This window comes from Curtobacterium sp. HSID17257, assembly GCF_003989515.1.
In the GTDB taxonomy this organism is placed as follows: Bacteria; Actinomycetota; Actinomycetes; order Actinomycetales; family Microbacteriaceae; genus Curtobacterium.
Map to the genome: position 1 here is coordinate 1 of NZ_RBLU01000009.1, position 12824 is coordinate 12824.

Here is a 12824-nt window from a genome sequence, read left to right on the forward strand (position 1 = left end):
CCGCGTCGGCGGGGTGGGTCGCGCCTCCCGGCCGGTCGATCCGTCGGTACGGCCACGCCGCCTGCTCGTGCCGCCCCGGTGCGTACCCGGGCACGCGCAGCGTGACGACCCCGTCGAGCAGGTCGACGCGGCGCTCCTCGGTGATCGGCGCCGTGGCGTCGACCGTCAGGTCGTCGACCGTGAAGCCCTGCTGGCCGGCCTGCTCGACGGCGTACACGAGCGGGCCGCGCTCGATCGCGAGCTGACCGCGCGCCGCGTCGATGCGGGAGTCTGCGACGTACCGGTGCGGTGTCGTGTCGAAGGCGAGCTCGACGGTCTCGCCGACCGACCAGTCGCGCTCGACCACGTGCAGGGTGCCGGGCTCCGGCGAGGCGGTGCCGTCGGGGGTCGTCACGGTGGTGGTGTCCGACCACGCGGGGATGCGCAGCCCGAGTGCCAGGGGGCCGCCCTCGGTGACCGTCACCACCACGCGGCCGTCGTGCGGGTACCCGGTCGCGACCCGCACGGGACCGAGGTCGGCGTCCGCGTACTGGTGGACCTGCAGGCCCCCGTCGGTCGCGGTCGCCAGGTAGCCGTCGAGGCTCGCGAACGTGCGCATGATGTTCGGCGGGCAGCAGGCGCAGTCGAACCAGCCGCGGCGGCCGTGGGCGGGGGAGCGGTTCTCGTCCCGGTGGGCGCCGTCGCGGTGCTGCAGCGGGTTGACGTAGAAGTACTCCGTGCCCGCCAGGCTGACCCCGGGCAGGAACGCGTTGTAGAGCAGGCGCTCGATCGCGTCGGCGTAGACCGGCTTCCCGGTCGCGAGCAGCAGGCGCCACGCCCACTGGACGCCGCCGATCGCCGCGCAGGTCTCGGCGTAGCCGCGGTCCGTCGGGAGCTCGTACGGGTCGCCGAACGCCTCCCAGTCCCAGCGGGCGCCGAGGCCGCCGGTGATGAACGCCTTGGTCGCCTGCATGTCCGCGAACTGCCGCTCGCTCGCCGCCAGGAGCTCGGCGTCACCGGTCTCGATCGCGACGTCCACGGCACCCGCGGCCAGGTACACGGCGCGGACCGCGTGGCCCTCGACGGTGGTGGCCTCGCGGACCGGGACCCGGTCGGAGAAGTACGTCGGCTCGCCGCCGGCGCGCTCGATGATGCCGTGCCCCCGGGCGTCGACGAACCAGTGCGCCAGGTCGAGGTAGGCGCGGTCCCCGGTCTCGCGGTACAGCTCGACGAGGCCCGTCTCGACGACCGGGTGCCCGTCGACGTCCTGGGTGTGGTCGTCGCCGGGCCCGAACGTGGCGACGAGGTGGTCGGCGTTCTTCGTCGCGACGTCGAGCAGCGCGGTGTCGCCCGTCGCACGGTGCTGCGCGACGGCGGCCTGGTACAGGTGCCCGGCGCAGTAGAGCTCGTGGCTCCACTTCAGGTCGACGTAGCGCTCGCCGTTCCCGCGCACCTGCTGGACGGAGTCGACGTAGCCGTCCGCGGCCTGTGCCCGGGCGTACAGGGCCGTGACCTCGCGCTGCAGGTCGAGCAGGTCCTGGGCGGGGGCGCGGCCGTACTCCCACGCGACGGCCTCGAGCCACTTCGTCACGTCGGAGTCCATGAAGACCGGCCCGACGACCTCGCCCTGCTCGTCGCCGGCGGCGATCCGGAGGTTCCGGAAGTTCCCGGCGTCGCGGAGGCGCTCGTACCCGCTGCGGACGGCGTCGCGACCGTTGCGGTCCTGGCGCTGGGCCCAGAAGCCCCCGGTGATGCGGGCGGCTCCGGCCGGGAGCGGACGACACGACAGGTGCGCCGCCGCGGTCGGGAGGGCCGGGGTCGCGGTCCGCACGCGGCGCCCGGTCGCGGGGGTGTCGGTCCTGGTGCCGGTCGTGGTGGTCATGGCGCCTCCTTGCGTCTGACTGGCGGCCGTCCGTTCGGAAAGCGCTTTCCGTTCTTGACGCTACGGCACCGTCAGGGCATGCACAAGAGCCTTCCGCGCTAGCATCGGGCCAGCCCTCCGAGTCGGAAAGGACCTTGCCGTGGCCGTCGATCACCCGAACCGGTCCGTCCGCATCACCGACGTCGCAGCGCTCGCCGGGGTGTCGATCGGGACCGCCTCGAAGGCACTCAACGACACCGGGCAGCTGCGCGACGAGACCCGTCGTCGCGTGAAGGACGCCGCCGACAAGCTCGGCTTCGTCGGTGACGCACGGGCGCGGGCGCTGTCGTCCGGCCGCACGTTCATGGTGGGCATGATCACGACGGACTCGTTCGGACGGTTCACCATGCCGGTGCTGCTCGGCGCCGAGGACGCCCTGTCCGCCGGCGAGATGATGGTGCTCGTCTGCGACACCCGCGACGACCACGTCCGCGAGGCCCACTACCTCCGCTCGCTCGTCGCCCGGGGTGTCGACGGCATCGTCGTCACCGGTCGGTCCGCCGACGCCCGTCCGCCGATCGACGTCCCGGTGCCGGTCCCCGTCGTCTACGCGCTGACGCCCTCGACCGACCCGTCCGACGTGTCGGTCACCCTCGACGACGCCGCCGGTGCTGCTGCTGCGGCCGCGCACCTGCTCGGACTCGGGAAGCAGCGGGTCGCCGTCGTCACCGGGCCCGAGGACGCGCGGTCCGCGGTGGACCGGGCACGCGGCGCCGCTCCGGTGCTCGGGGAGCGCATGGTGGGTGCTCCGATGCACGGCGAGTGGTCCGAGCGCTGGGGGCGGCAGGCCGTGGACCTCCTCGACCGGAGCCCGGCCGCGGTGGACGCGGTGCTGTGCGGGAACGACCAGATCGCCCGGGGCGTGTGCGACCGGCTGCGTGAGACCGGTCGGACGGTGCCGGGCGACGTCGCGGTGACCGGGTACGACGACTGGGGCGTGGTGGCGCTGGCCTCGAGGCCGCCGTTGACCACCGTCGACCTGCGGCTCGACGAGCTCGGTCGCATCGCGGGGCGGGCGCTGCTCGACCTCGTGGCGGGTGGGCGTCCGGCGTCGACGGCCGTCACCCCGGCGCTCGTCGTCCGCGAGAGCACCCTCGGCGCGTAGCCCGGCGGGTGTCCGGGGCCGGCGGACCGGGGCGCCGAGTGGGCAGGACGTGCCGCGTGCGCGTCGCCGAGCGGGTGAGATGTGTCGGCGAGGGGTGCTGAGCGTGACAGATCGTGCCCGCTCGGGGCGACCCGAGCGGGGTACGGGCGGAGGGTGGCGGAGGGAGCGGCGAGCGGCGGGGACCGCGGCGCGCCGTCGCGTTGCACGCGTGAGCGCTCACGTGCCAGGATGTGAGCGCTCACGCAGGACGACGAGGTCTCGGGAGGACACATGAGCGACGACCGCCGGCAACAGGTCGAGGACGGCCGCACGACCCTCGGTGTCGAGCTCGGCTCCACCCGGATCAAGGCCGTGCTCGTCGACGAGCAGCTGCGACCGATCGCGAGCGGCTCCCACGAGTGGGAGAACGAGTACGTCGACGGCCGCTGGACCTACCCGCTGGTCGCCGTCGAGGCCGGGGTCCGCGCGGCCTACGCCGACCTGGTCGCCGACGTCGAGCGGCAGTTCGGCGTCCGTCCGACGGCCTTCCGCGCCGCGGGCGTCTCCGCGATGATGCACGGGTACCTGGCGTTCGACGAGGACGGCGAGCTCCTCGTCCCGTTCCGTACCTGGCGCAACACCTCGACCGGCCCCGCCGCCGAGCGCCTGAGCGCCGCGCTCGACTTCAACGTGCCGCAACGCTGGTCGGTCGCGCACCTGTACCAGGCCGTGCTCGACGAGGAACCGCACGTGGCGCAGCTCGCGGGCATCACGACTCTCGCCGGGTACGTGCACCGCATGCTCACGGGCCGCGACGTCCTCGGTGTCGGCGACGCCAGCGGCATGTTGCCGATCGAGTCCGGCCCGGTCGAGAGCGCCCCGGGGGAGCCCGGCCGCCGTGACTACGACGCCGCGATGCTCGCGACCACGCAGACCCTGCTCGGCGACCACGTCCCCGACCTCCGCGCCCTGCTGCCCGAGGTGCTCGTGGCGGGCGAGGACGCCGGCGTGCTCACCCCCGAGGGTGCCGCGTGGCTCGACCCGACCGGCACGCTGCAGCCCGGCATCCCGTTCTGCCCGCCCGAGGGCGACGCGGGCACGGGCATGGTCGCGACGAACGCCGTCGCCCCGCGCACCGGCAACGTCAGCGTCGGCACGAGCATCTTCGCGATGGTCGTGCTCGAACGGGCGCTCCGGACCCCGCACGAGGAACTCGACGTCGTCACGACCCCGGCCGGCGACGCCGTCGCGATGGTGCACTGCAACAACGGCGCGAGCGAGATCGCCGCCTGGGCACGCGTGTTCGGTCGCTTCGCCGACGCCACGAGCGAGCGGACCGGCAGCCCGTCGGTCGCGGTCGACGACGTCTACGCGACCCTGCTGGCCGAGGCCGCCGACGCCGACCCCGACGCCGGCGGGCTGCTCTCCTTCAACTACCTGGCGGGCGAACCCGTCACGGGCGTCGAGGACGGCCGTCCGCTGCTCCTCCGCACCCCCGACGCCCGGTTCACCCTGGGCAACCTGGTCCGCTCCGAGGTCCACGGCGCCTTCGCCACCCTCGCGATCGGCATGGAGGTCCTGCACGGCGAACACGTCGCCGTCGACCGGATGACCGCGCACGGCGGACTCTTCCGCACGCCGGGTGCCCCGCAGCGCCTGCTCGCCGCGGCGCTCCGCGTGCCGGTCGCCCTCGAGGAGACCGCGGGCGAGGGCGGCGCCTGGGGCATCGCCGTGCTCGCGGCGTACCTGGAGCACACCGACCGGCCGCTCGAGGACTTCCTCGCCGACACGGTGTTCCGCGGCGACGCGGTGCACGTCGCCGAGCCCGAGGAGCGCGACGCCCGGGGCTTCCAGGACTACCTGGCCCGGTACCGCGCGGCCCTCCCCGTGCAGGACGTGGCAGCCGCGGCGACCCGCACCAGCCCGACGACCGATCAGGGCGAGCCGGCGGGGCAGCCCGCACCGACCGACCAGGGCGAGCCGATCGACGTGGTCGAGGCGCGCCTCCAGACCGAACAGGAGCCGACCCGATGACCGAAGCGCCCACCGACGAGACGAGGCAGGCCGTCGCCGCCGCGCGCGAGCGCGTCGCCGCCCTGCACGGTGAGCTCGTCCGCTACGGCCTGGTGATCTGGACGGGCGGCAACGTGTCGCAGCGCGTCCCCGGCACCGACCTGTTCGTCATCAAGCCGAGCGGGGTCGCCAGCGACGACCTGACCCCCGAGAACCAGGTGGTCTGCACCCTCGACGGCGTCCTCGCCGACGGGTGGGGCAACGCGCACGGCCCGTCGTCCGACACCGCAGCGCACGCCTTCGTCTACCGGAACATGCCCGAGGTCGGCGGCGTCGTGCACACCCACTCGACGTACGCGACCGCGTGGGCGGCGCGCGCCGAGGAGATCCCGTGCGTGATCACGGCGATGGCCGACGAGTTCGGCGGACCGATCCCGGTCGGCCCGTTCGCGATCATCGGCGACGACTCGATCGGCCGCGGCATCGTCGACACCCTCGCGGGCCACCGGAGCCGCGCCGTGCTCATGCAGAACCACGGGGTCTTCACGATCGGCAAGGACGCGAAGGACGCCGTGAAGGCCGCGGTGATGTGCGAGGACGTCGCCCGCACCGTGCACATCGCGAAGCAGGGCGGCGAGCTCGTGCCCATCGCCCCCGACGACATCGATCGACTCTTCGATCGCTACCAGAACGTCTACGGACAGAACCCCGAAGGAGCCATGCGATGACGCAGGTGAACCCCCAGGCCACCCTCGACAGCTACGAGGTCTGGTTCCTCACCGGGTCGCAGGGCCTGTACGGCGAGGAGACCCTGCGCCAGGTCGAGGAGCAGAGCCGCGCCGTGCACGCCGAGCTGGCGCCGCACGTGCCGGTGAAGCTCGTGTGGAAGCCGGTCCTCAAGGACGCCGACGGCATCCGCCGCGCGCTGATCGAGGCCAGCGCCGACGACAAGGTCATCGGTGTGACGACCTGGATGCACACGTTCAGCCCGGCGAAGATGTGGATCGGCGGCCTGCAGGCGCTCACGAAGCCGCTGCTGCACCTGCACACGCAGGCGAACGTCGCGCTGCCGTGGGGCGACATCGACTTCGACTTCATGAACCTCAACCAGGCCGCGCACGGCGACCGCGAGTTCGGCTACGCCCTCGCCCGTCTCGGCGTCCGGCACGCGACAGCGGTCGGGCACGTGTCCGACCCGCGCGTGGTCTCGCGAGTGGAGAACTGGACGCGCGCGGCGGCCGGTGCCGCCGCCGTCCGTGAGCTCAAGCTCACGCGCTTCGGCGACAACATGCGCTACGTCGCCGTCACCGAGGGCGACAAGACCGAGGCCGAGATCGAGCTCGGCGTGCAGGTGAACACCTGGGCGGTCAACGAGCTGGCCGCAGCGGTGGCCGAGGCCGAAGCGGACACGGCAGCGGTCGACGAGCTCGTCGCCGTCTACGAGCGCGACTACGACGTCGACGCATCGCTGCGGCGTGACGGCGGTGACCGTCACCAGGCGCTCCGCGACGGCGCCGCGATCGAGCTCGGCCTCCGTGCACTCCTGGAGCAGAACGGCTCCGCGGCGTTCACCACGAACTTCGAGGACCTCGGCACGCTCAAGCAGCTGCCCGGCCTGGCGGTGCAGCGGCTCATGGCCGACGGCTACGGGTTCGGCGCCGAGGGCGACTGGAAGACCGCCGTGCTCGTCCGTGCGATGAACGTCGCGGGCGCGGGCCTCCCGGGTGGTGCCTCGCTGATGGAGGACTACACGTACGACCTCACCCCGGGTGCGGAGAAGATCCTCGGCGCCCACATGCTCGAGGTCTCGCCGACGCTCACCACGACGAAGCCGACGCTCGAGATCCACCCGCTCGGCATCGGCGGCAAGGACGACCCGGTCCGCCTGGTCTTCACCGCGGACGCCGGCGAGGCGGTCGTCGTCGCCCTGTCGGACACCCGTGACGGCTTCCGCCTCACCGCGAACGTCGTCGACGTGGTGCCCCCGACCGAGGCGCTGCCGAAGCTCCCCGTCGGCCGCGCCGTCTGGGAGCCGCGCCCGTCCTTCCCGGTCGCCGCGGAGGCCTGGCTCACCGCCGGCGCCGCGCACCACACCGTGATGACGACCGCCGTCGGCCTGCAGGTCGTCGAGGACCTCGCGACCATGGTCGGCACCGAGTTCCTCGTCATCGACGAGCACACCACGGCCCGCGCGTTCAAGGACGAGCTCCGCCTGCAGCAGGCGTGGCACCGTCTGGACCGCGGGTTCTAGGGCCGTGACCGTGGCCGCGACGACACGCACCAACTGGGCGGGGAACGTCACCTACCATGCCTCCGCGCTGGAACGCCCCACCTCGGTGGCGGCCCTGCAGCAGCTCGTCGCGGCCACGCCGCGCCTGACGGCGCTCGGCTCGACGCACTCGTTCAACGAGATCGCCGACACCGACGCCGTGCAGGTCACGCTCGCCGGCCTGCCTCCGGTGCTCGAGATCGACGCCGACCGGCGCGTGGTGCGGGTCGCGGCCGGCATGACGCACGCGCAGGTGGCGGCCGGCCTGGAGGCTCGTGGCTGGGCCCTCGCGAACCTCGCCTCCCTGCCGCACATCTCGGTCGCCGGCGCGGTCGCCACCGGCACGCACGGCTCCGGCGTCCGTAACCCGTCGCTCGCGCAGGCGGTCGTCGGTCTCGAGGTCGTCCGGGCCTCCGGCGACGTCGTCGGGGTCGACGCGTCGTCGCCGGACGGCGCCCTCGACGCGCACCGGGTGGCACTCGGCGCGCTCGGCGTCGTCACCGCGGTCGAGCTCGCGATCGAGCCGACGTTCCAGGTGGCCACGACCGTGCACCTCGACTTGCCGTGGGACGCCGTGACGGCACACTTCGACGCGGTGATGTCGGACGCGTACTCGGTGTCGATGTTCACGTCGTTCGACGACCGCGGCGCCCGCCAGGTGTGGACGAAGCACCGCGTGGACGAACCCGCACCGTCGGTCGACCTCGTCGCAGTCGGTGCACGCCGAGCCGACGGTCCGGTGCACCCGGGGGAGAACGACGCCGCGAGCGTGACCGAGCAGGGCGGTGTCCCCGGGCCGTGGGCCGAACGGTTGCCGCACTTCCGGTCGACCTTCGAGCCGTCCACCGGCGCCGAGATCCAGGCGGAGTACCTGATCCCCGCCGAGCACGCCGTCGCCGCGCTCGAGGCCCTGCGTCCGCTCGAACCGCTCTTCGCGCCGCTGCTCATCGCGGCCGAGGTCCGCACGGTCGCTGCCGACACGGCCTGGCTGGCGCCCTCGTCGGGACGGCAGTCGGTCGGCCTGCACTTCACGTTCCGACGGGATGCCGCCGCCGTCGCGGAGACGGTCGAGCGGATCGAGGAGCTCCTCGCGCCGTTCGACCCCCGGCCGCACTGGGGCAAGGTCTCGGCCGCGAGCGTCGAGCGCCTGCACGAGGCGTACCCGCGGCTGGACGACTTCTCGGCGCTGGCGCGGGACCTCGACCCGACCGGGCGGTTCCGCAACGCGTTCCTGGCGCGCCTGCTGTCCTGACGCGCCTGCTGTCCTGACCGACGGGGTGCCCCTCGCCGCTGGTGGCGGCGAGGGGCACCCGCATCCTCAGCCCTTGCGGAGCAGGTCGACCAGCAGCCTGGTGGTGTTCACGAGCAAGCTCGCGATCCCCAGCCAGAGCGCGTGACGCCTGTTCCGGCCGTCGTCGTCTCGCGACATCGAGGACCTCCTGGTGTCGTCGCCGGCGGACACGAAGAGCTTCGAGCCAGGGATGCGAAGCCGAGCGGGCTCGGCTACCATCGGTCCGAGCGCTGAGCTCGGGGATGGGTTTGCATCCCTGGCTTTCCACTCGGAAGGCGAACTGAGGCCCGGATCTGTTCCAGCAGATCCGGGCCTCGCACGTTCACCTGGCCGCGCTCCGGCGGGTGCGCGGGCGAGGACACCCTACCGAACCGTCCGGTGATGTACTAGTGATCGGTCCCGAACAGGGGCTGCCCCGAGCGTGACCGATCTGGTTACGCTCCGAGCATGCCTCAGAGAGATGACCTGTGACTCTCCCCCTTGCGGGCTGGTACCCGGACCCGCAAGACCAGGCCCGGCTTCGTTGGTGGGACGGCCAACGGTGGGGCGATCCCGCTCCACAGCCAGTGGTGCCCTCGTTCGGGAGGTTCGTGGAGGCCTCGCCGCGCCCACCCGCTCCATCCGAGTACCGAGGGATCGCAATGCCCGGGCGTGCGACCGGACGCGGGGCGAGGATCGCCCGTGATCGTGCCACGCGGGCAGCGAATCCCTACGGGTACGCCGGTCTCGTGCTGTCCCTGATCGCCTTCATCGTGAACCTGTTGGCGATCCCCAGCCTGCTCGGGATCGTCTTCGGCGCGATCGGCCTCGTGCGAGCTGGGCAGTTGGTCGGGGAGCGGGTCACTGGCTTCGGCGTCTCGCTCGCCGCCGTCATCCTCGGCCTCGTCAGTGGTGCGCTCTTCTTCGTCCGGCTGGCAGAGGTGTTCGGCTGAACAAGCGTTCACAGCGCTCTCGGACCTGATCGGCGGGTGGCGCACTGCTCCGTCGCTGAGTGCTCACATGTGTGATCACAAAGGTTGGGGCATGGCGAACCTCAACCGGATCCTCGGCATGGCCTCGAAGGTCATCGACAAGCAGATGCAGAAGCAGCGCGCGCAGGGGAACGCCGCCGCCGGCGACCAGCAGAACGCGCGCGGCACCGGGGGTGGGGCCGACTGGCGCGACATCGTCCGCGGCGCGGCGGACAAGCTGACGGGCGACGACCGCTCACGGCAGCAGCAGCCGGGCCAGCAGCAGTACGGACAGCCGCAGCAGTACCGCCAGCCGCAGCGACACCAGGGACAGGCAGACCCCGACAAGGTCGCCCTCGCGAAGTACGACTACCTGCTCCGCACGGCGAACCCCGACCAGATCGAGCAGGTGCACCACGACGCCTTCGCCCGGCTCACCCCGGCGCAGCGCCAGCAGGTGCGGGACCGGCTCAACTCCGAGCTGCCGCCGCACGAGCACCTGCGCGACGACTCGTCCGGCGGCATGGCCCGTGCGATGACCCGTGGTGAGATGTCGCGGCCCGGGCTCATCCGTCGGGTGCTCGGTGGTTCGGGTCGTCCGGGCGGCGGCAGTGGGCGCGGCGGCGCGTTCGCCGGCGGCGCGGCCGTCGGTGCCGGTGCGATGGCCCTGGGCGGTCTCGCGGTGGCCGTCGCCGGTGGAGCGGTGGTCAGCGCAGCAGCCGCGCCGGTCCTGGCCGGCGCGGCCGACCTCGGCGTCGACTTCGAGGGCATCGCCTCCGGCATGGGTGACCTCGGACTCGCGGACCTGGGCGGCGGGGTCGAGGGCTTCGCCGCCGAGGGCGAGCAGTTCCTGGGCGGACTGGGCGAGCAGGCCTCCGGGCTCGGCGAGCAGGCCTCCGGGCTGGGCGAGCAGGCGTCGAACCTGGGCAACGACTTCCTCGGCGGACTCTTCGACCGCTGACACGCCACGGCGGCGCGCTCACTCCCGGCGGACGAGCGCGTCGCCGACCGCGCTGCGGTAGTACAGGACCGCTCGGCCGTACCGGGTGCGGTTCAGCAGTCCTCCGCGCTCCATCACCCGCAGGTGCTGGTTCACGGCAGAGGTCGAGACGCCGAACCGCATGGCGAGGTCGGTCGACGACGCCGGCTCGCCGAGCGCGTCGAGGAGCGCCGCCCGGGTGGCACCGAGCAGGTCCCGGACGGCCCCGACGTCGGGGTGCGACGCGGTCGACCACATCGCTCCCTGGCCCCGGGCCGGGTACATCACGGTCGGAGGCAGGTCGTCGTCGATCGGCGTCGACGCACGGACGACGAAGACTGACGGGACGAGCGTCAAGCCCTCGCCCTGCACCGGACGGTCGCGGGCGATCGGGCTGTTCAGACGGACGTCGACGTGCCGACCGTCGAACCGCACCGACTCGGACAGGCCGCCGAGCGCCGCGCCGACACCCTCGTGCGCGGCGATCCGTCCGCGGTGCGTGACGTCGGCCTGCAGCACGCGGCGCATCCGTGGCCAGTACGGTGCGAAGCAGAGCTCCCACGTCGTCGCGAGCGCGCGCACGAGCCGGTCGACGACGTCCTCGTGCCGTCCGACGAACACGTCCGGCACGGAGCCGTGCACCCGCTCGAGGTCGGTGCGGAGCCGTGCGGGGGAGATCCGGCCGAGGGCTCGGAGCTCGTCGTCGATCGACCCGAGGGGCGAGTCCGGTCGGGGGTTGACGAAGTCCGCGACCCACCGGCGCTCGTCGACCAGACCGGCGAGGACGGGGCGGTCGAGGACGGGGAGCACGCCGGCGATGCGCTCGAGCCACGGGCGCTGCAGCGGGTACCGCTCCGGCGCTCGGAAGGCACGCAGCCCGAGGCCCAGCTCCGACAGCGGCGAGATGCCGAACCGCACCGCCGAGACGTCCGACGGGTCGAGGCGGTACCGGATCATGAAGCCCGACGCTACATCTGTTCGGCGGAGCACCGCGACGGTGCGAGAACTGGAGCGTGAGCACCACGGCGCAACCGGTCCCGATCCGCACCCTCGTCCGGCAGGACCCGACCCTCCGACGCCTGCTCACGGTCACGCTGGTGGACACCCTCGGTCGCGGCGCCTTCTTCACGCTCACGTCGCTGTACCTCATCACGATCGTCGGGATCCCGGCGGTCGCGGTCGGTCTCGGGCTCACCGTCGCCGGAGCGGTCGGTGTGGCCTCGTCGCTGGTCTTCGGGCACCTCGCGGACCGCTTCAGCGCGCGACGGATGCTCGTCTGGCTGCACCTCGTGCAGGGTCTCGCGCTCGTCAGCTACGTGCTCGTCCACGACCTGCCGACCCTGATCGCGACGGCGTCCGTCGTGACGCTCGCGCAGCAGGGCGGCGGCTCCGTCCGGGGTGCCGCGGTCGGACGGGCGTTCCCCGGTGCCGAGCGCGTCCGCGTCCGGGCGACCATGCGCACGGTCACGAACGTCGGCATCGGCGTGGGCACCGCACTGGCCGCGGTCCCGCTCGCGATCGGCACCGGCGAGGCCTACCGCGTGACGATGGTCCTCTCGGGCGCCCTGTTCCTGGCGTCGGCGGTCCTCGTCGCCGGTCTCCCCGCGGTGCGGGTCGACGCGGCACCGGCCGACCGGACCGACACCGGCACGATCGTTCGGCAGGAGCCCGCCGGCCGCAGCCCCTACCGTGACGTCCGGTTCCTCGCGGTCACCGCCCTGACCGGACTGTTCGGCATGCAGTTCGGCCTGTTCGAGGTCGGCGTGCCGATCTGGGTCGTGCAGCACACCGTCGCGCCGGACGTGCTCGTCTCCCCCCTGCTGCTCGTGAACACCGTGATCGTCGTGCTGCTGCAGGTCCGGCTGAGCCGCGGGACCGACACCGTCGCGGGTGCGGCGCGGGTCATGCGGCACGCGGGGTGGGTCATGGCGGTGGCGTGCGGGCTGTGGGCGGCTGCCGGATGGGTACGCGGGGACGACTGGGTGCCGGCGGCGATCGCGACCGCCGTGCTCGTCCTCGCGGCGGTCGCCCACTCGCTCGCGGAGATCACGTCGAGCGCCGCCGGGTGGGCGCTGAGCTTCGAGCTCGCACCGGCGGACCGCGTCGGCGCCTACCAGGGCATCTACGGCACCGGGTACGCGGTGGCGGCGATGATCGCCCCGACCGTGGTGACCCTGACCGCCGTCGACCTCGGGACGGTCGGGTGGGGGATCCTCGCCGTCGTGTTCCTCGGCGCGGCGCTCGGCGTCGGTGCGATCGCCGGGCGGGCCGCGCGCACGACGGTCGCGGCGTGACGGGGCAGCGGTCGTCCGGACGGGCCGCGCGCACGATGATTGCG

At 73.2% G+C, this 12824-nt stretch carries 10 protein-coding genes and 1 pseudogene; 9 read left to right on the forward strand and 2 right to left on the reverse strand.

Annotated features, from left to right (window positions below; all coding sequences use genetic code 11):
• The coding region (locus D8M35_RS03095) for a glycoside hydrolase family 127 protein (RefSeq protein WP_126890512.1) at positions 1-1861 on the reverse strand (1861 nt) is incomplete at its 3' end.
• A gap of 139 nt (positions 1862-2000) precedes the next feature.
• Between D8M35_RS03095 and D8M35_RS03100 the strand changes: the two genes are divergently transcribed.
• From D8M35_RS03100 to D8M35_RS03130, 8 genes and pseudogenes are all read left to right on the forward strand, one after another.
• Entirely contained in the window at positions 2001-3005 is a 1005-nt protein-coding gene (locus D8M35_RS03100; RefSeq protein ID WP_126890513.1) for a LacI family DNA-binding transcriptional regulator, read from the forward strand.
• 270 nt (positions 3006-3275) lie between these two features.
• Entirely contained in the window at positions 3276-5018 is a 1743-nt protein-coding gene (locus tag D8M35_RS03105) for a xylulokinase (RefSeq protein WP_126890514.1), read from the forward strand.
• Entirely contained in the window at positions 5015-5725 is a 711-nt protein-coding gene (locus D8M35_RS03110) for an L-ribulose-5-phosphate 4-epimerase (RefSeq protein WP_126890515.1), read from the forward strand. The genes D8M35_RS03105 and D8M35_RS03110 overlap by 4 nt, the downstream gene beginning before the upstream one ends.
• Positions 5722-7248, forward strand: coding sequence for an L-arabinose isomerase (gene araA / locus D8M35_RS03115; protein ID WP_126890516.1), 1527 nt, complete (start codon positions 5722-5724; stop codon positions 7246-7248). The genes D8M35_RS03110 and araA overlap by 4 nt, the downstream gene beginning before the upstream one ends.
• A 10-nt stretch (positions 7249-7258) precedes the next feature.
• Positions 7259-8518 carry a D-arabinono-1,4-lactone oxidase gene (locus D8M35_RS03120; protein WP_126890517.1) on the forward strand — a complete coding sequence of 420 codons (1260 nt, stop codon included), beginning with the start codon at positions 7259-7261 and terminating at the stop codon, positions 8516-8518.
• A 506-nt stretch (positions 8519-9024) separates the two neighbouring features.
• A pseudogene (locus tag D8M35_RS16980) lies at positions 9025-9102 on the forward strand (DUF2510 domain-containing protein); the annotation flags it as partial.
• Positions 9103-9285: 183 nt separating this feature from the next.
• Positions 9286-9489, forward strand: a complete 204-nt coding sequence (locus tag D8M35_RS16985) for a hypothetical protein (protein WP_238638074.1) — start codon at positions 9286-9288, stop codon at positions 9487-9489.
• Positions 9490-9580: 91 nt separating this feature from the next.
• Positions 9581-10468 (forward strand): hypothetical protein, encoded by an 888-nt coding sequence (locus D8M35_RS03130; RefSeq protein WP_126890519.1) that lies wholly within the window; start codon positions 9581-9583, stop codon positions 10466-10468.
• Between the two features lie 18 nt (positions 10469-10486).
• Here D8M35_RS03130 and D8M35_RS03135 read toward each other — a convergent pair whose 3' ends face one another.
• Positions 10487-11443, reverse strand: a complete 957-nt coding sequence (locus D8M35_RS03135) for a DUF5937 family protein (protein ID WP_126890520.1) — start codon at positions 11441-11443, stop codon at positions 10487-10489.
• A gap of 56 nt (positions 11444-11499) precedes the next feature.
• Between D8M35_RS03135 and D8M35_RS03140 the strand changes: the two genes are divergently transcribed.
• Positions 11500-12780 (forward strand): MFS transporter, encoded by a 1281-nt coding sequence (locus tag D8M35_RS03140; RefSeq protein ID WP_161972585.1) that lies wholly within the window; start codon positions 11500-11502, stop codon positions 12778-12780.
• The last annotated feature ends 44 nt before the right edge of the window (positions 12781-12824 follow it).